The 21,120-nt window shown below is 67.1% G+C and carries 19 protein-coding genes and 2 pseudogenes; 7 read left to right on the plus strand and 14 right to left on the minus strand.

The window, feature by feature from the left end:
• Positions 1-75: 75 nt before the first annotated feature.
• Entirely contained in the window at positions 76-2,523 is a 2,448-nt protein-coding gene (locus BFF94_RS02530) for an ATP-binding protein (protein ID WP_219138945.1), read from the minus strand.
• Between the two features lie 6 nt (positions 2,524-2,529).
• Positions 2,530-3,210 carry a response regulator transcription factor gene (locus BFF94_RS02535; RefSeq protein ID WP_128851341.1) on the minus strand — a complete coding sequence of 227 codons (681 nt, stop codon included), beginning with the start codon at positions 3,208-3,210 and terminating at the stop codon, positions 2,530-2,532.
• Between the two features lie 564 nt (positions 3,211-3,774).
• Here BFF94_RS02535 and BFF94_RS02540 point away from each other — a divergent pair.
• Positions 3,775-4,083: pseudogene (locus BFF94_RS02540) on the plus strand (MFS transporter); the annotation flags it as partial.
• A gap of 118 nt (positions 4,084-4,201) precedes the next feature.
• Positions 4,202-4,357, plus strand: a pseudogene (locus tag BFF94_RS37725) (AEC family transporter); the annotation flags it as partial.
• 47 nt (positions 4,358-4,404) lie between these two features.
• Here BFF94_RS37725 and BFF94_RS02545 read toward each other — a convergent pair.
• From BFF94_RS02545 to BFF94_RS37730, 5 genes are all read right to left on the minus strand, one after another.
• Positions 4,405-4,836, minus strand: a complete 432-nt coding sequence (locus BFF94_RS02545; protein WP_128851338.1) for a DUF1090 family protein — start codon at positions 4,834-4,836, stop codon at positions 4,405-4,407.
• Positions 4,837-5,043: 207 nt separating this feature from the next.
• Entirely contained in the window at positions 5,044-6,252 is a 1,209-nt protein-coding gene (locus BFF94_RS02550; RefSeq protein WP_128851335.1) for a LysR family transcriptional regulator, read from the minus strand.
• A gap of 61 nt (positions 6,253-6,313) precedes the next feature.
• Complete coding sequence (locus BFF94_RS02555) at positions 6,314-7,042, minus strand: aspartate/glutamate racemase family protein (RefSeq protein ID WP_128851332.1); 729 nt, start codon at positions 7,040-7,042, stop codon at positions 6,314-6,316.
• Between the two features lie 21 nt (positions 7,043-7,063).
• On the minus strand, positions 7,064-8,614 hold the full coding sequence (locus BFF94_RS02560) for an NCS1 family nucleobase:cation symporter-1 (RefSeq protein ID WP_128851330.1): 1,551 nt from the start codon (positions 8,612-8,614) through the stop codon (positions 7,064-7,066).
• A 249-nt stretch (positions 8,615-8,863) separates the two neighbouring features.
• On the minus strand, positions 8,864-9,229 hold the full coding sequence (locus BFF94_RS37730; RefSeq protein ID WP_246637208.1) for a hypothetical protein: 366 nt from the start codon (positions 9,227-9,229) through the stop codon (positions 8,864-8,866).
• Between the two features lie 86 nt (positions 9,230-9,315).
• On the opposite strand from BFF94_RS37730, the gene BFF94_RS02570 reads away from it, so the two are divergent.
• Positions 9,316-9,864 carry a DUF3005 domain-containing protein gene (locus tag BFF94_RS02570; protein ID WP_128847999.1) on the plus strand — a complete coding sequence of 183 codons (549 nt, stop codon included), beginning with the start codon at positions 9,316-9,318 and terminating at the stop codon, positions 9,862-9,864.
• 67 nt (positions 9,865-9,931) lie between these two features.
• Here the strand turns inward: BFF94_RS02570 and BFF94_RS02575 are convergent, their stop codons facing one another.
• Entirely contained in the window at positions 9,932-10,696 is a 765-nt protein-coding gene (locus tag BFF94_RS02575) for a DUF4397 domain-containing protein (RefSeq protein WP_128847994.1), read from the minus strand.
• A gap of 576 nt (positions 10,697-11,272) precedes the next feature.
• Entirely contained in the window at positions 11,273-11,452 is a 180-nt protein-coding gene (locus BFF94_RS37735) for a hypothetical protein (protein ID WP_246637218.1), read from the minus strand.
• Here BFF94_RS37735 and BFF94_RS02580 point away from each other — a divergent pair.
• Positions 11,397-11,639 (plus strand): hypothetical protein, encoded by a 243-nt coding sequence (locus BFF94_RS02580; RefSeq protein WP_246637209.1) that lies wholly within the window; start codon positions 11,397-11,399, stop codon positions 11,637-11,639. The genes BFF94_RS37735 and BFF94_RS02580 overlap by 56 nt on opposite strands.
• A gap of 121 nt (positions 11,640-11,760) precedes the next feature.
• Here the strand turns inward: BFF94_RS02580 and mmsB are convergent, their stop codons facing one another.
• The 3 genes from mmsB to BFF94_RS02595 all read right to left on the minus strand — a co-directional run bounded on the left by mmsB (position 11,761) and on the right by BFF94_RS02595 (position 15,627).
• Positions 11,761-12,651, minus strand: coding sequence for a 3-hydroxyisobutyrate dehydrogenase (mmsB, locus tag BFF94_RS02585; protein ID WP_219138946.1), 891 nt, complete (start codon positions 12,649-12,651; stop codon positions 11,761-11,763).
• A gap of 14 nt (positions 12,652-12,665) precedes the next feature.
• The gene (locus BFF94_RS02590; protein WP_219138947.1) at positions 12,666-14,192 is read right to left on the minus strand and encodes a CoA-acylating methylmalonate-semialdehyde dehydrogenase; all 1,527 of its coding nucleotides are present in this window, start codon (positions 14,190-14,192) and stop codon (positions 12,666-12,668) included.
• Between the two features lie 115 nt (positions 14,193-14,307).
• Complete coding sequence (locus tag BFF94_RS02595; RefSeq protein WP_128843019.1) at positions 14,308-15,627, minus strand: MFS transporter; 1,320 nt, start codon at positions 15,625-15,627, stop codon at positions 14,308-14,310.
• 159 nt (positions 15,628-15,786) lie between these two features.
• Between BFF94_RS02595 and BFF94_RS02600 the strand changes: the two genes are divergently transcribed.
• Both BFF94_RS02600 and BFF94_RS02605 read left to right on the plus strand, forming a co-directional pair.
• Positions 15,787-16,746, plus strand: a complete 960-nt coding sequence (locus BFF94_RS02600) for a LysR family transcriptional regulator (protein ID WP_128843018.1) — start codon at positions 15,787-15,789, stop codon at positions 16,744-16,746.
• Between the two features lie 121 nt (positions 16,747-16,867).
• Positions 16,868-17,374: an SRPBCC family protein gene (locus BFF94_RS02605; RefSeq protein ID WP_128843017.1), complete on the plus strand. Its 507-nt coding sequence runs from the start codon at positions 16,868-16,870 to the stop codon at positions 17,372-17,374.
• Between the two features lie 3 nt (positions 17,375-17,377).
• Here BFF94_RS02605 and BFF94_RS02610 read toward each other — a convergent pair whose 3' ends face one another.
• Positions 17,378-18,286 carry a hypothetical protein gene (locus BFF94_RS02610; protein ID WP_128843016.1) on the minus strand — a complete coding sequence of 303 codons (909 nt, stop codon included), beginning with the start codon at positions 18,284-18,286 and terminating at the stop codon, positions 17,378-17,380.
• Positions 18,287-18,416: 130 nt separating this feature from the next.
• Positions 18,417-19,136: a haloacid dehalogenase type II gene (locus tag BFF94_RS02615; protein WP_128843015.1), complete on the minus strand. Its 720-nt coding sequence runs from the start codon at positions 19,134-19,136 to the stop codon at positions 18,417-18,419.
• Between the two features lie 843 nt (positions 19,137-19,979).
• Between BFF94_RS02615 and BFF94_RS02620 the strand changes: the two genes are divergently transcribed.
• A complete protein-coding gene (locus tag BFF94_RS02620; RefSeq protein WP_246637210.1) occupies positions 19,980-20,582 on the plus strand; it encodes a hypothetical protein in 603 nt (200 codons plus the stop codon).
• Positions 20,583-21,120: the final 538 nt, after the last annotated feature.

A 21,120-nucleotide genomic window follows, 5' to 3' on the forward strand; every position in this document is an offset into this window, starting at 1 on the left:
ATGGGAGTGCTCCGAATATTTGTTAAATCGACTTGTCGATTTGACGGCGTGCGAGTGCCGGCGGGGGCGCAGCGTTCAGTGCGTCGCGTCTTGCGTCTCGCCGTCGCTTGCCGGGCACCGCGCACGCAGTGACGCGAACGCGCGCCGGCATTCGTCGTCGTGAGCGCTGCCGCTTGCGAGGCGCGTATGCAGGTGCGTGCACGCGCTTGCCGTGAACGTGTCGCCCATGATCAGCGCGGCGCCCCTGATCCGGTGCAGGATGGCCAACGCGGCCGTGCGATCGGCGCGTTGCCGTGCCGCGTCCAGCGTGTCCAGGTCGGCCTGCAGCAGCGCCGCATAGGTGGCGGCGAGATTCGTTGCGTCATCGGCCGGCGCCGGAGCGGGCGGCGACTGGCGCAGGTCGAGGTCGCACCACAGCGAGACGACCGTGCGGAGCGCGTCCGCGCGGATCGGTTTGTCCAGCAGGCCGTCCATGCCGCTTGCGAGCGCGCGTTCGTGATGGTCGGGTTCCGACGAGGCCGAGATCGACACGATCGGCGTATGCGCACCGGTGCCGGTCTCGAGGTCGCGGAAGCGCCGGGTCAGCGTGAAACCGTCGATATCGCCGAGATCGAGATCCATCAGCACGAGATCGAAGCGACCCGTCGAGAACGATTCGAGCGCCTGCCTGCCGGTTTCCGCGAGCACGGTCACGCATCCCGTCGCACGGATCTGGCGATCGAGCACGGCGAGATTGGTGCGGTGATCGTCGATCACCAGGATCACGGGCTGGCGGCGTTCGCGCGGTGGCTCGACCGCGCCGTCGTCCGATGCGTGCGGCGGTGCGGGCGCGTCGCCGGGCAACGGTGCGTTCGAGACGGCGGCGACACCGCGGGCGGGCAGCGTGACGGTAAACACCGAGCCGGTGCCGGGCGTGCTCCGTATCGCGATCGAGCCGCCCATCCGTTCCGCGAGCATCCGGCAGATCGTGAGCCCGAGCCCCGTTCCGCCTTGCCGCCTGTCCGGGCCCGATTCGGCCTGCCGGAACGCGTCGAAGATCGCGGCCTGATCGGCCGGTGCGATGCCGATGCCGGTATCCGACACGGCGATCGTCAGCGTACCGGGCTGCGATCGTGCATCGGGTGGCGTGAACGACAGCGCGATGTCGATCGTGCCGGCTTCGGTGAAGCGGATCGCATTCGAGATCAGGTTGTACAGAATCTGCCGGACCCGCGCGGCATCGATCAGCAGCGCGGCCGGCAAGGCGGCGTCGCGCGTGATGGTCAGCGCGAGGCCCTTTTCCCGCGCGCGGATCCGCATCACGTCGGCCGTCTGCCGCGCGAGTTCGGCGAGGTTGGTCGCGGTGCGGCACAGGCGGATCTCGTTGGCCTCCATCCGCGACAGCGCGAGGATGTCGTTGAGCAATGCCGACAGCGCGTCGGACGCGGTGCCCGCGATGTGCAGCAGGTCGGTCTGTTCGCGCGACGGCGTCGTCTGGCGCAACAGCTCGACCGAGCCGATGAGCGCATTGAGCGGCGTGCGGATCTCATGGCTCAGGACGGCGAAGAAGCGCGACCGGTTGTGTTCGCTGCGCCGCGCGCGCTGGCGCTGCACGTGCGCGTGGAAGGTCGCCGCGACGAGCGCGAGCACGAACAGCACCGACAGCGCGACCTCTTTCGCGCGATACCGGACGATCGCGCCGAGCGTCGGCGAACCGTAGTCGGTCTGCTCGACCCAGCGGCGCTCGATCGCGTTGGCCTGGCCGACCGAGATCGAGTCGAGCGATTTGTCGAGGATCGATCTCAGTATTGCGTCGTCGCTGCGCACGCCCATCGACAGGATCACGGGCAGGTCGGCGATCGGCCCGCTCGCGTGCAGATCGCCGACGTACCGGCGGCGCAGGAACGGTTGCGCCGAGCACGCGCACAGCAATGCGAAATCGGCCCGGCCGGATTTCACGTCGCGCAGCGTGTCCTCGGTCGTGTCGCGCAGGAGCGTCCGGATGTGCGGGAAGCGCGCGTGCAGCATTCGTTCGTTCGCGCCACCGCGCTTGATCGACACGGTCTGGCCGTCGAGATCCTGCAGATGCAAGACGCGTACTTCTGACGTGCGTCCGACGAGCACGGTCGAGCTGATGAAATATGCGCGCGTGCGCAGCACGCGGCCTTCGAGTGACGGCGGGAGCATCTGCGCCGACAGGCTCGGCATCAGGTCGGCCCCGCCGTCGACGAGCGCGCGGTGGCCGTTGGTCCACGTGCGCGTCGGCGCGAGTTCGAAGCGCAGGCCGGTCATGTCGGCGACGGCCGCGAGGTAGCCGGCCGCGACACCCTGCATCCGGCCGTTGCGGACATATTCGATGGGCCGCCAGTCGCGATCGAACGATACGCGCACGACCGGATGGCGCGCGATCCACTCGCGTTCCTCCAGCGTGAAGACGGGCGCGGCGCCGTGGGCGGGAAGGTACGGACCGACGAGCGGCAGGCACGCCAGCACGATCGAGATCGCACGGCGCAGGCCCGGTAAGCGGGACAGGAGGGAGGCCATCGGCGGTCAGTCGAGCTTGTCGACGATCGCGTAGAGTTCGAAATCGGTCCGGATGCCCAGTTTCCGGTAGGCCGACTGCTTTTGCGTGCTGATGGTCTTCAGGCTGCGGCGGAACTTGGCCGCGATGTCGGACACGGACATGCCGGTCGCGATACAGCGCAGCACCTCGCGCTCGCGCAGCGTAAGGGTTTCCGGCGCCTGGCATGCGCAGGGCGTCCCGTTTTTCGCCGTGGCCGCAGGCGCGGCGCGATACACGGCCGCTTCGTCGTCGAGCAGGGTGTTGACGCGATGCGCGCCGCGCGCGACTTCGCGCACGACCGTCACGAGCCGCTCGAGCGGCTCCTCCTTGCCGACGAAGCCGCGTGCGCCCGCGTTCATCGCGAGTATGACCGTCGACAGCGTGTGGAAGGCCGACGACACGACGATCTTCACGGCGGGCATCTTGTTCTTCAGCAGCCGGATCAGGCTGATGCCGTCGATGTCGCCAGGGCGGAGCTGATAGTCGGTGACGAGCACGTCGATGCGCATGGCGCGCGCGTTGAAGGCCGCGATCAGGTCGCTCGCCGACGCGTAGCGGCCGACGATCGCGATGTCGGGTTCGTCCTGCAGGCGCAGCGCGAGCCCGAACGTGACGATCGGGTGATCGTCGAGTAGCGCGACGGCAATCTTTGTGTGTGTTGTATTCATCGTTTTCCTGTTCCGTGTGTAATCCGGCCGGCCCGTTCCCGCGCGGGACGTGCAGCGGATGCTCGACGCAGGGGCGGCGTGGCGACCCGCCGGCGCATGCATCGCAAGGCACCGGGAACGATCGCGTGGAAGCTGGCGCGCGGACGGAATCGGAACGACGATGCCGATCGCAGCGGAAAACCTGGCTCACTCGTGGTCCGGGCCTGGAAAACCGGATGACGGCGGCGCCCCTTATATCAAAAAAAGAAAATAAGGCGCCGCCGATGAGCATCCCATCTGGATTGCTCTTAAAAAGTGTCAAGAAATCTTTAAGTGCCGGAGTGGCATGTCATTCGGTTCGCCGGCGCAGGTGAGTCGAGACAGGGCCTACTGGCTTGAATCCGGGCCGTATGACGGGGTGCTCGAAGTGAAACGCGACCCTCTGAAAAGAGAATTGGCGCGAAGCGGATTTTTTCAACCGAATGACGTTTGATATTCGTCAAACGATGTATCGCTTTTCTCAAAAATGGAGTTGATATTTTTTATTTATTCGTATGAAGAATGCGCGGAATATCCGGTGTATTCGTGACGGCCGTCGGCGTGCTCGGCGCGGTGCTGGCGGCGAGCACGCACGTGCGGCTCGACCGCTTGCTGTCCGCCGCGCCCGGCCTGCACGGGTTCGTCGATGCGCATTTCATGTCGAGCCTGCTGGCCGGCGACCTGGCGCAGGCGCTCGACCGCGTGCCGCCGTCGGCAGCCGCCGCGCTTGCGCAGGCGGCGCCCGTCGCGTTCGCGAGCGGCTTCGCCAACGCGCTGACGGTGAGCGGCGTGCTTGCGCTCGGCGCGGCGATCGTTGCATACAAGTTGCTTGCGCAACCGGTGCGCGACGCGTGATGCGGTGTTCCGGCGGATTTCGCATGCGCTGCGCATCGGGTGCGATCCGGCGAAACCATCAAGCTCGCGCGTTCCGGTTTCACGCGGCGTATGCAAGATGTCATCGACGATCGGGATTCTGTTGCCCGTGCTCGCGCGGATCGCCGTCGTGCTTGCCGCGCTGCGGATCGGCACGGGGCCGTAGATGCTGGCGGAATTCTATGGACGCGAAGCGCATGTGACGTCGCGCACGCTCCTGCTGTCGACGCTCGGGTCGAGCGTGTCGCTGTCGGTGCCACGGTCGGTGCCGCTCGCGCGGCATACCCGACGCGGCACGCCGTGTCAGCCGTTCAGCGCATCGCGAGTGGCCTGCGCATCGTGCAGGTCGCGCGTTGCGTCGCGCAGCTTGTGCTGCTTGTCGGCGAGCTTGCGCTGCGCCTTGTTCACCTTCTTCGCGTCGCCGAGCGATTCGGCTTCATGGACGTGCGCCTGTGCGTCGCGCACCTCGTCCTGCGCATTTTGCAGATCGCGCTGCTTGTCGGCGACCTTGCTTTCGGCACGCGCGCGCTGGTCGGCGTCCGTGCAGTTGTCCCTGATCCGTTCGAGCGCGATCTGCTGACGCATCTCCTGACGCGTGTTGCCGAACCGCTTCGCATCGTCGATCTGCGTCTGGAGCGCGCGGATGCGCGTCGCGCAATCCTGCGTGTCGGCGAATGCGCCGGTGCTCGCGAGCAGCGCGACCGGGACGGCCAGTGCAACGAGTGCCTTTTTCATGTGTTTTTCCTCGATAAGGCAGCCACGGGCGGCGGCGATGCGGCGCTCGTCGGCAAGAGTTCAAGGCGTCATTCTGACGATTCGGTGCGGAGCGGGTAAATAGGACCGGTCTGACAATCGGCGGTCGAGAAGGTCATTCCGGCGATCCGGTGTGAGGTTGGCCGGCGGAAGATCGTCGGGATGCGTGGAGACCGACGCGTGCGCGGGTCAGTGCGACTTCGTCGCGAGGCGATGGATGCGTGCCGCATGGGCGACGCGCGGCGGGTGCGACGCACGGCAATGCGTCGCCTGCCTGCGGCGCGTACGTCGTGTCGGCTCGGGCGTTTCCAGTGCTTCGGGTGCTTCGGGCTTTTCGGGCGCTTCGGCTGCGGCCGGCGTGCTCGTCCGGGCGTCTGCATCCGCACCGGCGGCAACCGCGGCAACCGCCGGCTGCAAGGCATCGGCCTCAAGCCAGGCGCGCGTCGCTTCCGCGATCAGCCCGCGCAGCCAGCGCACGCCTTCGGCACACGATCCCGATTCGTTCCACGTCATCCGGTACACGATGTCCGGCGGCTCGACCGGCAGCGCGACGGCGGCGAGCGGCAGCAGCTTCGCATAGTGCCGCGCGAGCCGGTACGTGGTGGTCAGGATCATGTCGGAGCGCACGAGCGCATGCGCGGCGAGTTCGACGTGCGGCAGCGTGACGGCGATCCGCCGCTGCAGGCCCACGCGTTCGAGCTGCCGGTCGATCGCGCCGGACGCTTCGAGCCACGACGGCGTCGGGCACAACTGCGGCGCTGCCGCGAAATCGGCGGCCGTCATCGCGCCGCGCCGCGTGAGCGGATGCGTCGCGCGCATCAGGCACACGATACGATCGTCGAACAGGTCGTCCTGCCGGAATCGCGACGAACGGGCCGGGCGATTGTCGATCACGACGTCGAGCTCGCCGTCGGCGAGCGCGCGCTCGTCGTCGAAGCCGTCGCCGAGCGGATGGAACACGAGCTGCGCGTCCGGCGCGCGCTCGCGGAACAGCGCGACGAGCTTCGGCACGAACAGCACGTTCAGGTAGTCGGGGCAGCCGATCCGGTAGGTGCGCACCGACGTGCGCGCGTCGAACGTCGGCTGCTGGATGCGGATGAAGTCGATCACGCGCAGCGCGTTGCGCAGCGGTTCGACCAGCCGCGCGCCGAACTCGGTCGGCACCATCCCGTAGCGGCTGCGCACCAGCAGCGGATCGCCGAGCAGCGTGCGCAGGCGCTTGAGCGCGGCGCTCGTCGCCGGCTGCGACATGTTCAGGCGCACGGCCGCACGCGACACGGTGCGCTCGGTCAGCAGCACGAGCAGGATGCGCATCAGCCGCGCATCGAGCACGTCGAGCGCGCCCGCGGCGTCGGATGCGTCGCGGGGCAGGGCGTCCGGGTCTAGTGGGTCCCGCATGCCGATAGGCCTCCCGGCGATACGGGGCGCGAGCGCGGCGCGACAGCCGGCCGGCGGCGCATCATCGTGCGAAGCTTCCCGGCCAGCCGACGATCCGCTTCGGGCGCGGCGGCGCGTACGTGCGGACCTTCGACGTCTTCAGCTTCAGGCGCACCAGCGACTCGGCGAGCGCGACCGCGGCCGACACGCCGTCGACGACCGGCACGCCCGTGCATTCCTCGATCTGCCGGTCGAGGCCGGCCATCCCGCCGCAGCCGAGGCAGATCACTTCCGCGTGATCGTCCTTCACCGCGCGTTGCGCCTCGCCGACGATCGACTCGATCGCGCGGGCCGGGTTCTCTTCGAGCTCGAGCACCGCGAGGCCGCTTGCGCGCACCGACGCGCAGCGCGCGTCGAGCCCGGCGAGCTTCAGGCGATCCTCGATCAGCGGCACCGTGCGGTCGAGCGTCGTGACGACGGAGTAGCGATGGCCGAGCAGCATCGCGATGCTCGCGGCCGCTTCGGTGATGTCGACGACGGGCACCGTCAGCAGTTCCTGCAGGCCTTCGCGGCCGTGCTCGCCGTAGCCGGCCTGGATCACCGCGTCGTACGGCTCGTCGTAGCTCAACACGCGATCCATCACGGCGATCGCCGCGAGGTAGCTCTCGAAGTTGCCTTCGACCGACTCCGCGCCGAAGCGCGGCGTCAGTCCGACGATCTCCGTGCCCGGCGATGCGGCGGCCTGCGCCTGCCCGGCGATCGCGTCGGTGATCGACTCGGTCGTGTTGACGTTGACTACCAGGATCCTCATCGTGACTCCGTATGCGTATGTTCAGTGTCGGGCGCAGGCGACCGCGATGTGTTCGCCCGAGCGCTCCTCGTATTGCCGTTTGCGATCGGCCAGCAGCCAGTACACGCTGCCCGCGATGGCCGCGCCGAGCAGCCACGAGAACGGCGTCATCGCGCTGAAGGCCGGCACGACGGCGAGCGTGATCGAGATCAGCGCGGACGGCACGAGCGCCGCGAGCGCCTTGCGGTTCACGCCGCGCGTGTAGTAATAGGCGCCCGTCGGCGCTTCGGTATAGAGATCGGGCACGTGCACGCGCTGCTTGCGCACGAGCCAGTAGTCGACCGTGATGATCCCGTACAGCGGGCCGAGCAGCGCGCCGAGGCCGGACAGGAAGTAGACGATCACGATCGGGCTGTTGTACAGGTTCCACGGCAGGATCAGCACGGCGATCGTCGCGCTGATCAGGCCCGCGCGGCGGAACGACAGGCGGTGCGGCGCGAGGCTCGTCAGCACGAAGGCCGGCGCGACGAAATTCGCCATGATGTTCACCGCGACCGTCACGATCAGGAACGCGAGGCAGCCGAGCACGAGGAACAGCTTGTTCGGCACCGTCGCGATGATTTCCGTCGGGCTGTGGATGATGTGGCCGTTCAGCTTGAACTGTGCGCCCGCGAGCACGAAGCTGATCGTCGCGAACACGATGATGTTCACCGGCAGGCCCCAGAAATTGCCGACGCGCACCGTCTTCGCGCTCGGCGACGAACGTGCGAAATCGCAGAAGTTGAGCACCAGCGTGCCGTAGATCGCGAGCCACAGCGAGCCGCCCGCGAAGATCTCCGTCCACATCTTCAGGCCGGTCATCGGCTTGCCGATCGACATCGCGAGATGGCCGCCCGTGCGGCTGAACATCCACGCGGCGAGCGACAGCGTCGTGACGAGGATCACCGGGCCGGCCAGTCCTTCGTACTTGCGGACCATTTCCATCCCGTACGTGAGGATGCCGATCTGCACGAGCCAGATCGCGACGAACGTGATCCAGCCGAGCGTCGACAGCCCGAAGATCGCGTTCTGGTCGAACGCGGCGAGGCCCGGCCAGATCGCGGTGAGCAGCACGCGCAGCACGACGGACGCGAGATAGGTCTGGATACCGAACCATGCGATCGCGATCACCGCGCGGATCATCGCGGGCAGCAGCGCACCGTAGATGCCGAAGCTCATCCGGCTGATCACCGGGAACGGCACGCCGGTCTTCTGGCCCATGTAGCCGGTGAGGTTCATGAACCAGTACACGAGCACCGCGCCGATCGCGAGCGACGCGAGCATCTGCCAGCCCGACAGGCCGAGCGCGAACAACCCGATCGCGAACGAGTAGTTCGCGATGTTGTGCACGTCGTTGGTCCACAGCGCAAAGATGCTGTAGCGGCCCCATGTCCGGCCCTCGGCTTTGGTCGGCGCGAGGTCGGGGTTGTGCAGCCGCGGGCTCAGCGCGGGGTCGCGCGTGGCCGTATCGGTTCGATGCGATGCGTCGTCCGCGCCGAGCACGATGCCCGGGCGGTGGGTGGCTTCCAGTTGCACGCCGTTGTCTCCTTCCATGTGCGGGGCGCGACACCGGCAGCGTGTGCACGCAGCGCCGGTCCGGCCGCCGTGGACGTTATGTCTCGGATTTGTTCGCGAGTATGGTTGGCCGGTGTGGCGATGGGAAATTAAATATTCGGCTGGGGGGCATTTGGAAAATGAATGAAATGCGTCCGGCAGCGGCGGCCGGGCGCGGTACGCGAATTGCTTCCCCGCGGGTTCCATTCACATCGACATCGGAGGTTTCATGCAGCGATATTCCTTTCGTCACGTATCGCGAGCCGTCTTCGCCGGCATCCTGATTGCGGGCCTGGCGGCAGGCGCAGGTTGCCAGAAGAAGAGCGACGGCGGCGGCGGGGCCAGTTCCGAATCGAGCGCAGCAGGCGGCATGTCGGCCGCGCCGCCCACCGCGCCGTCGGGCATGGCGAGCAGCGGAGCGGCCGCCAGCAGCGGCGACAGCGGCGCGAGCATGCCGGGCGCGGCCTCCGCGCCGGGCGGCGCGAGCGGCGGCTGACGGGCGGCTGGCCGGTCGGGCGGACGACGCGCCGGCCGCGCGCGTGCTGTCGATTGTTCGGGTGCCGTGCCGGCCTGGCACGTGCGCCGGGTGGCGCGCGTGCGTGCGGCCGTGCGCATGAAAGATTTGCAAGGACCGTTGTAGCGATTCCCGGACCGGCGGCGACAGCGTGAGCCGGCGCGCGCCGGCCGGACAAGGAGGCACGATGCAGAACGCGGAATCGAACCCAACCCCGCAACAGCAGCGGGAAGCGGTGGCGAAGAGCCCCGTGCAAACGCCGGCGGCCGGCGACATGCCTGATGCGGCGACCCAGGCTGCGCAGGCGGTGCGGCGTCCGCTGACGCCGGAGGCGGTTGCAGGGAAGATGCCGACCGGCCTGCCGCCGATCGACGTCGACGCGCATGCGGTCGACAGCGGCGATCCCGTGCGCCGGGCCGCCGGCCGGATCGTCACGCTCGACAACGCGAACATGGCGATGACCGACAACACGGTCGACGTCGACGGCAAGGGCATGGAGGCGCGCACCGGCGCGTCGAAGTGGCACGACAACGTGATCTATTCGAACGCGTCGCTGGACGACGCGGTCGATACGCCCGACGAAGGGCTCGGCGGGTTCGAGAGCCGGCCGTCCGGCAACCTGCCGCAGATCGCGACGCGGCCGGGCTGGCGCGTGCGCCATGTCGGCGATGTCGATATCGGGCACGGCGACGGCACGCGCGTCGAGCATGTGATCTGCTTCGAGCGGGCCGACTGACCGACCGCGAGGGTCGAGGTCCGGCGGCCGGCGCAACCGGGCCGGCCGCCACGACCGTTGGCGGTCCTTACTGTGGGCCCAGTTCCAGCGCGGACGTATCCGCGTCGTTGCCCTGCGCAACCAGCACGTGGATGTCGTTCGGCGTCACGTCGCTGACCCCGCCCGACGGAATCGTCAGGAGCAGCCAGTCGGCGTTGTTGGCGATGGTGACCGGCGGAGTCTTGAGGATCGGCGTTTTGCTGCCGGCCGTCGTGACGATCACCTGGTAGCTGCCGCCGTTCAGGTAGATCGAATCCTGCGTCGTGGCAGGCACCGCGTTCTGGTAGGCGGCGCCCGCCAGCGTCGGGCTTTGCGTCGTGATGTCGGTGCCCGGAGGGACGACGTACATGTCGACGTTCTGCGCGTTCGGCGATGCGTTGAAGCTGCGCACGCGCGCCTTGTCCGACAGCAGGCCCTTGTCGAAGGGGTCATCGATCATGGAGATCAGCGACGTCGTGCTCGGCAGCGCGATCGTCGTGTAGTGGTGGCCGTTTGCCGCGCTGAACGACTGTGCGGCGATGGTCGAGGTCGTGCCCGAGATGTCGTAGCTCGCGGTCTGCGTACCCGAGTCGATGTCGTGATAGCGCGTCACGCCCTTGTACGCGATACCCGCCTGGTCGATCTTCGCATTCAGGTAGTAGTCGAGGTTCGGCCCGGCCGGCACTGCGTTGATGAAGCGTGCCTGCGGCTTCGAGATGCCGAGTATGGTGCCGACGTCGTTGCCGTCGCCGCCGCACGCCGCGAGCACGGAAATGACCGAGCACACGGCTGCGATCGTTCGTATTGATTTCATGTCGTCCTCTCGTTCAGAAAACCTGCTTGCGATGCGGGATCGCCGCGCGAAGCATTGCGCGGTGCGCAGCGCCGGTTGAAGGAAGGGTGTTGTCCGCCGGGGCGGCGGGCGCGTGGATGGTGCAAGCGATGTGCCTGCGCGGCGGCGGGCGGCGGAAAGCGCGCACGCGCCGGGGTGGCGGCGTGCGCGGGGCGAAGCAGGGGGCGTTGGGGCGGCCCGCGCGCCGGGCGCGGTTGTAAAAAGCGGACAGCGTCCCGCAGGCGACGCGATGGGTCAGCGGCTCGCGAGCGTGACCGCATACATCCGCGCGCGCTATGCGCCGGGCAACCGGCGTGGCGAAACCTGGCGGAAGCATCGGCGAGGATCAGGCAGGAGCGCGCGCATTGACCGCCGCGCGAGCGTGAGCGTCCGAAACGATGTACCCGTCGGGCAAAACTACCCATCGCGTAAAAGCGGGCGCGGCGACGGCTGTAAATCTTGCCTGCTTCGGCTATCGTTTAACTATTCGAAACAATGTGTTCACCGAAAGGGGCATGATCTCCGGCGATCGAGCAGGCATACTGTCGCCTATGTTGCTCAATACACGCCGAACGGCGTGCGCTTTCCCTCCATGTCCATTCCAGTCTCTTTTCGCACCTTGCGATGGTTGACCGTCGCGGCTGCCGCATGCTTGCTCGCCGCGTGTTCGACCGCTTCCGACGTGACCGCGACGTCGAACCCGAACGTGTTCACCGTGACGACGCGCACGGTCGGCATGTCGACGACGTGGGCCGACGCCCATGAGAAGGCCGTCAACGAAGCCACCAACTACTGCACGCAGCGCGGGATGCGCGCGAGCATGAAGCAGGAATCGCTGACCGGCGGCAGCCGCGTCGACGCGCGCTCCGAACTCGCGTTCGAGTGCCATCCGACCTTCGAGACGGCGTCGAACCCGCGCGGTTGAACGACCGGCGGCGCGGTTGCAGCGCCGCTGCTCGCGTTTTCCTTCCCCCGCATGCAAACCGACCCGCGATGCCGTTGACGCACATCGCGGGTCGGCGCACGTCCGGCTTCCGCCGGGCCGCTCAAGCAGGCTGCGCCTCGTACAGCTTCACGCACGCGGAGAAGTCGAGCGCGCCGAGCCCCTGCTGGCTCATCGACTGATAGAGCTGCTGCGCGAGCGCGCCCATCCACACCGGCTGATGTGCGCTTCGCGCCGCTTCGGTCGCGAGCCCGAGATCCTTCAGCATCAGGTTCGCCGCGAAGCCGCCCGCATAGCCGCGCGCGGCCGGCGCCGTGTCGCTCACGCCCGGATACGGGTTGTATGCGTCCGAGCTCCAGCAGCGGCCGGTCGACGTGTTGATGATGCCGGCCAGCACGCCCGGATCGATGCCGAGCGCGGCGCCGAGCGCCATCGCTTCCGACACGCCCATCATCGAGATCCCGAGCAGCAGGTTGTTGCAGATCTTCGCGATCTGGCCGGTGCCCGTGCCGCCGCAATGCACGACGTTCTTGCCCATGTCGAGCAGCACGGGGCGGATGCGCTCGAACAGCGCACCTTCCGCGCCGACCATGAAGGTCAGCGTGCCGGCCTGCGCGCCGCCGGTGCCGCCCGACACGGGCGCGTCGGCGAGCGGGAAGTCGCGTTGCGCAGCCGCTTCGGCCACCGCGCGCACGGTGCCGGGATCGATCGTGCTGCAGTCGATCAGCGTCGCGCCGGCGCGTGCGCCGGCCAGTATGCCGTCGTCGCCGAGGTAGACGGCGCGCACGTGCTGCGCGGCCGGCAGCATCGTGATCACGACCGCGCCACGGGCGGCCGCGTCGCGCGGCGAGCCGGCGGCCGTCGCGCCCGCGCGCACCGCGGCGTCGACCGCGTGCGCGTCGAGGTCGAACACCGTCAGCGCGTGGCCGGCCTTGAGCAGGTTGGCGGCCATCGGGCCGCCCATGTTGCCGAGTCCGATGAATGCAATTTCCATGTGGGGGCTCCGGCTCAGCGCAGCGCGATCGTCGTGTTCACGCCGCCGGCCGTCGCGTCGTCGTCGAACCAGCGCGCGGTGACCGTCTTCGTCTGCGTGTAGAACTGCACGACCTGCTTGCCGTACGGGCCGAGATCGCCGAGCTTCGAGCCGCGCGAGCCCGTGAAGCTGAAGTAGGGCACCGGCACCGGAATCGGGATGTTGATGCCGACCTGGCCGATGTCGATCTCGCTCTGGAACTTGCGCGCGGCCGCGCCGCTCTGCGTGAACAGGCCCACGCCGTTGCCCATCGGGTTGCGGTTGACGAGCGCGATCGCTTCGTCGAGCGTGTCGGCTTCCATCACGACCACCACCGGCCCGAAGATTTCTTCCGTATAGATCGACATGTCGGTCGTCACGCCCGAGAAGATCGTCGGGCCGACGAAGTTGCCCTGCTCGTAGCCGGGCACCTTCACGTCGCGGCCGTCGAGCAACAGCGTCGCACCTTCTTTCACGCCTGCATCGATCAGCGACAGGATGCGTTCCTTCGCCGCCTTCGACACGACCGGCCCGACGTCGGTGCCGGCTTCGGCGCCTGCGTTGACCTTCAGCGCCTTCGCCTTCTCGACGAGCTCGGGCAGCCAGTCGCGCGCGTTGCCGACCAGCACGACGACCGACGTCGCCATGCAGCGCTGGCCGGCCGCGCCGAAGCCCGCGCCGACGAGCGCGTTGATCGACTGCTCGCGGTGCGCATCGGGCAGCACGACCGCGTGGTTCTTCGCGCCCATCATCGACTGCACGCGCTTGCCGTGCTGGCTGCCGAGGTTGTACACGTGCGTGCCGACGCGCGTCGAGCCGACGAACGAGATCGCCTTGATGTCCGGATGCGTGCAGAGGCGGTCGACCACGGTCTTGCCGCCGTGCACGACGTTCAGCACGCCTTGCGGCACGCCGGCCTCGATCGCGAGCTCGACGAGCTGCATCGTCGACAGCGGATCCTGCTCCGACGGCTTCAGCACGAACGTGTTGCCGCACACGATCGCCATCGGGAACATCCACAGCGGGATCATCCCGGGGAAGTTGAACGGCGTGATGCCCGCGCACACGCCGATCGGCTGGCGCAGCGTGTAGGTATCGACGCCGCCCGCGACGTTCTCCGCGAATTCGCCTTGCTGCAGCGTGCCGATCGAGCACGCGTGCTCGACCACTTCGAGGCCGCGGAAGATGTCGCCCTGCGCGTCGGGCAGCGTCTTGCCTTGCTCGGCCGTCAGCGTGTGCGCGATCCGTTCGAGATTGCGGCGCACGAGATCCTGGAACTTCAGCATGATGCGCAGCCGCGCGCCGATCGGCGTCGTCTTCCACGTCTGGAACGCGCGCTGCGCGGACGCGATCGCGGCGTCGACCTCGTCGAGCGTCGCATACGGCACGCGGCCGATCGTTTCCTGCGTCGCGGGGTTGACGATGTCGCCCCATTCGGCGCTTTGCGATTCGACGAACGTGCCGTCGATCAGCAGCTTGGCGGTGGGCAGGGCGAGGGTGGTCTGGGGAACTGCGGCGTTCATGGATGTCTCCGGGAAACGGTGGTGCGAAGAAAAATGGTGGTCTGCGTCCGTCGCGCGTGCGGCCACGGCGGACGGCAGGTCGACCTGAAAATCGGGGCGATGCGGGCCGGGGTGCTTACGTACGCGCTGGACGCATCAGTGCGGTACACACGAGCGCGAACACGCCGAAGCCGACGAGGTACGCGATCACGTAGTGCGGCTGGCCGCCGCCGGCCTTGAGCAGCGACGTCGCGATCATCGGCGCGAAGCCGCCGCCGATCACGCCGGCGAGCTGCACCGACAGCGAGATGCCGCTGTAGCGGATTTCCGCCGGGAACTGCTGCGCGAACAGCAGCGATTCGGGCGCATAGAGGATCGGGAACACGACGCCGAGGCCGAGCACGATCGCCCACCATGCGTACGACGTCTGCTGCGTGCCGAGCATCATGAAGAACGGCGCGGCGAACGCGCACATCAGCACGAGGCCGATCGCGAACATCCGGCGCTGGCCGATGCGGTCGCTGAAATGCCCGCACAGCGGCATCGTGACGAGCGACAGCGCGGCGCCGGCCGTGATCGCGTGCAGCATCTCGGCCTTCGGCAGATGCAGCTGCTGCGTCGCGTACGCGAGCGCGAACGTGACGACCATGTAGAACCAGGTGTTCTCGGCGGCGCGCGCGCCGACGATCGTCAGCACCTCGCGCGGATGGCGGCGCAGCGCGGCCGTCACCGGCGACTTCTCGGCCTTGCCCTGGCGCTGCATCTTCTCGAAATCGGGCGACTCGGGCACCTTCGCGCGGATGAACCAGCCGAGGCCGACGAGCGCGATGCTCGCGAGGAACGGCACGCGCCAGCCCCACGACAGCATGTCGGCTTCCGGCAGCGCGGCCACCGCGGCCATCGCGACCGACGACAGGATCAGGCCGAGCCCGACGCCCGTCTGCGGCAGGCTGCCGAACAGCCCCTTGCGGCCCTTCGGCGCGTGCTCGACGGCCATCAGCACCGCGCCGCCCCATTCGCCGCCGACCGCCATCCCCTGCAGGAAGCGCATCGCGATCAAGAGCGCGGCGGCCCAGTAGCCGATGCTGTCGTACGACGGGATCAGCCCGATGATCATGCTCGGCACGCCCATCAGCAGCAGCGTGATCATCAGCATCGCCTTGCGGCCGATCCGGTCGCCGAAGTGGCCGAACACGATGCCGCCCATCGGCCGCCCGATGAAGCCGACCGCGAACGTGCCGAATGCGGCGAGCGTGCCGGCGACGGGGTCCAGCGACGGGAAGAAGATGCGGTTGAACACGAGCGCGGCGGCGGTGCCGTAGAGGAAGAAGTCGTACCACTCGATCGTCGTGCCGGCCATGCTGGCCCAGCCGGCCAGCAGGTAGTGCTTCGCGGTGCGGGCGGGGGCCGGCGTCGCGACGGCTGCGTGCTCATCGAGGGTGGATCGCGTCTGCATGGTGTCTCCGTATTTATTGCCCGCGGCTCATGGTCCACAGGTCACGGTCGAGTATAGTTATGCGCGAATCCATGATGTACCGACAAAGAAACCGGTTGGATATGCATTTATGCATATCGACGGCCGGCCCGGAGACCCCAGCCCCTTTTTTCCTCGCCGATGCGACATGCCACCGAGCCGATTTCCGGCAACCTGAACTGGGACGACCTGCGTTTCTTCCTCGAAGTCGCGCGCACGCAGCGCGCGAGCGGCGCCGCGAAGCGGCTCGGCGTCGACTACACGACCGTCGCGCGGCGCATCCGCGCGCTCGAGGCTGCGATGGGCACGCTGTTGTTCGACAAGTCGCGCTCCGGCGGCTTCACGCTGACGGCCGAAGGGCAGCGGCTCGTCGCGTATGCGGACGCGATGGAGACGACCGTGCAGTCCGCGTGCGACCAGGTCGCGAACACGGGCGAGGCGCTGTCGGGCCACGTGCGGATCGGGTCGACGGAAGGGTTCGGCTGCTTTTTCCTGGCGCCGCAGCTCGCGCGGTTTCGCGCCGAGCATCCGCATGTGACGGTCGACCTGCTGCCGGTGCCGCATTTCGTCAACCTGCCGAAGCGCGAGGCCGACCTGGCGATCACGCTCGAGCGGCCCGAGCGCGGGCCTTATGTGGTCACCAAGCTGTGCGACTACCAGTTGCGGCTCTATGCGACGCGCGACTATCTCGCGAACCACGCGCCGATCACGTGCACGGACGATCTCGCGCGGCACGCGTTCATCAGCTATGTCGACGATCTCGCGTTCAGCAACGAACTGCTGTACCTGGAGCGCGCGGTGCCGGGCGCGACGGCCGGGCTGCGCACGACGAGCGTGATCGCGCAGGTTTTCGCGGCGCTGCAGGGCGGCGGGCTTGCGATCCTGCCGTGCTTCATGGCGGCCACGCAGCCGGCGCTGGTGCCCGTGCTGCCGGACGACGTGGTCGTCACGCGGTGCTTCTGGCTGACATGCCGCGAGGATCTGCGCAAGCTGCGGCGCGTGACCGCGCTGTGGGATTACCTGCGCGCGGCGGCGGACGCGAATCGCGCGCTGCTGTCCGGCGAATCGGGGAAGCTGAGATTCGTCGGCGAAACCGAATAGCGGGAGGCGGCCGCCGCGGCGATTCTCCCGGCGAGCGCGGCAGCGGTGCTTGCGCGGCACAAGGCGGCCGCGACAGCTATCATCCCTTCATGGTTGCACCGGCAGCCGCCAGGAGCGTGACGTGGAAATTCATTCGCAGTGGACGTTCGATTGCCGGCCCGAGCATGTGTGGCCGCATTTCCTCCATGCGCGGATGGACGACACGCGGCCGTTGCTGTTTCGCCTCGGCGTACCGAAGCCGGTCAGTTGCCGCGTGCTCGAAGGCATGCCGGCCGTCGGCAACACGCGGCAGTGCACGACCGATCGCGGCACGATCGACCAGCGGATTCTCGTGCTCGACGAGAATCGCCGGCTGCGTTACCGGATGGTGTCGTCGACGGTATGGTGCCGCGACTGGGTCGGCCTGCTCGAGGACGAATTCACGCTGACGCCCGTCGAAGGCGGCAGGACGCGCGTCGAACGGCGCACCGTGTTCAGCGCGCGTGGCCTTTTTTTCAGGCCGGTGCGGCAGGTCGGGCTATGGATCGCACTGCAGCAGGCCCACCGGTATGCGGCGCGCAACTGGCTGCGTCTCGCGATCGCGGCGAAGGGGCAGGCCGCCGCAACGGTGCTGGTGCCGGGCGGCTAGGGCCTACGCGTAATAGATTTGTCCGATATCCGTGTCGCGCGCCTGACCGCTGCGCTCGGCCTCGATGCGTGCATCGGCGAAATCGCGCGTGCACAGATCCGGGCGGCCCAGCGCCTTCAGGATGCCGGACGTGCGCCACGCCGGCAGCCAGTCGGACCATGAAAGCCGCACGCCGAAGATCAGCGCCAGTAGGACACCCATCATGAGCGGCGCGCCCAGCAGCATGAACAGGTCGACCTCGAGGTTGGAAAACCCGCCGTCGCCGGTCCAGAGCACCAGCAGCATCATCGGGATCAACAGGCAGTTCACACCGATGAACGACCATTTCCAGGCCAGCCACAGCGTGTGCGCCAGGCCGGCCAACCCTGTATCGCCGCACGCGTAGTCCATGGCCAGATAGCGCCGATCGGGAGACGACAGCGCGAACAGGCGGCCTTGCCGATTGATGACGGCCACGACTTCGTCGCCGGCCTCGAAGCATTGCCCGCCCAGAAAGCCACGGTACGTTTGACCGCCGATTTCGATCTCGACCGGGAGTTTGGCCACGACGATCCTGCCGTTCTTGCCGACGGTCACCGACGCGTTTTGCGACACGTAGGTTTTGCTGTCGCGGATATTCGCGTACGACCACGTTGCCGGGTGCGCGATCTTGTCGGCTTCGGCATTCAGGCGGGCGAGGATGCTGTCCTCTTCGGCTTGCTGAAACACCAGCGCGTTGGCCGCGGCGCCGTTGCCGGTCAATGCCGCCATGATCGGCACCACGTTGTGCGTGAACCAGTAGCCCAATGATTGCTTCCGGGCTTCCGGGTCCACCGGCGGGACCCGATGGCTGTCGGAGCTGTCCTGATCCGGGCGTTCGAGAAAGCGCAGTGCGGTCAGTTTGCCTTCGACAAGACGCAGGGATGACGACATAGGGGAACGCGGCCGCAGTGGGTCATGGTTTGCGGAGTCTACCAGTCGTCTGCCGATGCGCGCGGCGCGCCGTTGCGTCGGTCCTGCATCGCGGCCGGCAGCGCTGCGAACGCTCACTGGAATCCGCCGCTCAACCCGGGCAGCCGAGCCGATCCGCGAGTTCGTTCAGATCCCTGACGTCGAAGTCCCACGCATCGTCGGCTTGCAGGTCGGTCGTCTGGCCGGGGCCGTGCTCGGTCGGCCGCAGCACGAACGCGGTCGACAGCCCCTGCCGGCGCGCGGCCGCGAGATCGCCGTTGTGCGCCGCGACCAGGCACAGCTCGGCCGGCGCGATGCCGAGAATCTCGACCGTGTCGCTATATACCTGCGGCGATGGCTTGTACGCTCGAACGACTTCGGCGCCGAGAATCGCATCCCACGGCAGCCCCGCGCGTTTCGCGACGTCGACCATCAGCCGGATGTTGCCGTTCGACAGCGGCGCGATGATGAAGCGCCGCTTCAGCCGGTGCAGCGCGGCGACGGCGTCGGGCCACGGGTCGAGGCGGTGCCATGCCAGGTTCAGCGCATCGACCTCCTCATCGGGCACGCCGTCGATCCCGAAGCGATCGAGGGTGCGGACCAGGTTCTCGCGGTGCAGCACGTCGAGCCGCACGTAGCGGCGGCGCCCGCTGCGGATTTCTTCCATCGACGGCGTATATTCGGCTCGCCAAGCATCGGCGAACTCGAACGGATCGACCGCGGGCGCGTGGCGGTCCAGAAACGCGGCGGCGTCGCGCGCAACACCGCTTCTCCAGTCGACGATCGTTCCGAAGACATCGAACACGAGCGCCTTGATTTCGGTCGGGGCCATCTGGGATCCTTGACGGGGCGGGTGATCGGGGCATGCGCCGCGGTGCCGCCGACACGGACGGGCACGGCCTTTCGCCGACATTAGACCATGTAAGCGGGTGGCATCGGGCGCCCGTTCCGGCCAACCGGAATCATCCGGGACGCTTCATCCGCGTGTCCGCCTCCGCGTTCAAATTCCGGTTGCCGATATTCGACGCCACGCGCCGCTTTCTCGCAGGGATTTTGATCGGACGAAATTGCCTATTCCACATATGAAAATTTCGCAACGTGCATTGTTGTCCGCGACCCCTTCAGCGATTTCCAAGAAAATGTAAAAGGACGCGGTTCGTCGATCGGTGCCCCAATCGAAATAGCGACATGACGCCGCACTTCTGATGGCACCAACCACGCCCGGGTCGAACCCTTCGTCGCGCCCATTTCTCGCCCGTAACCTTCTTTGCATTTAGTAACAAGTCGGGTTGATTCGTTGCGGCCGCATGCGTAAATTTTGCACGTCGCCCGGCGGCATCCGGCAGTTGGGCGATGTTTCATTTCTGCATATCACGCATGCCGGATACCTGGATGGCCAGCCATCCGACCCTGCAAGTACGCATGCCGTATGGGCTTGATCCAGCGGTCGAACTTGCAATCAGTATCGATTCGATCACATGCAGCCCGACAGGATCCGGCGCGCCGTAATGGGCCCCGCCGAGTTTTCCCGTCGCGCCGGACTGGAGCCGGCGTGACAGCGGAATGAATGGTCGAATTTTGATATTTGAATCGCACTCCTAATTCATTGAGGAGACTCAGCCGGATTTTCAACGGTATGAATCAACTTTGCGCAACGCGCGAAAGAGGACAGAAAATGGAATTCGTACGAATGGGTATCGTCTTTGTTCATCTAATCGCCTGCTGTGTCGCAATCGGTCTCGTGCTGACCAGTGACATTGCGATGGTCAGGCGGCTTTTGGATTCCGACGCGCCCGCCAATCTTGCCCAGGTTCACCTGCCCAGCCTGCAGCGCACCATCACGTTGGCGCTGACGATGCTTTGGATCACCGGCATCGCGATCATTGCGTTCGATATGCGGACCCAGGGTCTCGCGTATCTCCACAATCCCAAGCTGCAGGCCAAGATCGGCATCGTCGTGTTGCTTACCTTCAACGGTATCGCATTGCACTCCATGGTCCTCCCGGCATTGCAGAAAGTGGGATCCCTGCTGGAGCTTTCCTTTGAACGGCGCATGTTTGCCATTTTCGCGGGTGTGGTTTCCGCGGTCTCGTGGTTCTATGCGGCGATGCTGGGCGTCGGGCGCCCGCTGAGCTGGAAGTATTCGCTGTTCCAGATCCTGGCCGCTTACCCGGCACTGATTGCCGGCGGAATCGCCACCATGTTGTTCATCACGGCACTGGCGAAATCCAGGAAGCCCCTTGAACAGCGGAATACCGAAAAGGTCGCGGCCTATTGATCGCCGGCACCCGACGGATGCGTACTGCCCGCGGCAGTGCGCATCCCGTTGTCGGTCGCGCAAGCCGCGCTTCGGCTGGCGCGGGATCGCGAATCCTGAGGCCCGGGCGAGTGTCAAAGCGTCCTGACCAGCCGGTAGAACACCGATGCGAGCGCGTTTGCCCGGCGCCGGGTTGCGGGCGGAGGCCCGGATCGTGCTACGCCGGTCATCGCACACGTTGATTTCCGGTGCACAGAAGGATCCACGGCCTGCCTCGGCAAATCAGCGCCGGCCTCGCTCGCAATCAGTCATTCAACGATCCGTTCATCGCGAACGGCCACTCGCCGTTCTTGTTTCGATTAACCGAAACAATCTATCAAATTGTTTTCAAATTGCGCGCAGGCGGGCCGGCCGAGCGCGCCGCGGCCCGCCGCACGGCCCGCGCACCTTTCGGCAAGCTGACCGATGGCCGCATGTCGCGACCGCGCGTAACCCCTGATGCGAACGAATACGCCGGACGTCACGGATTAGTGTTAAATGTATCTCCGCGCGCCCTGGC

This window comes from Burkholderia catarinensis, from assembly GCF_001883705.2.
Classification (GTDB): Bacteria; Pseudomonadota; Gammaproteobacteria; order Burkholderiales; family Burkholderiaceae; genus Burkholderia; species Burkholderia catarinensis.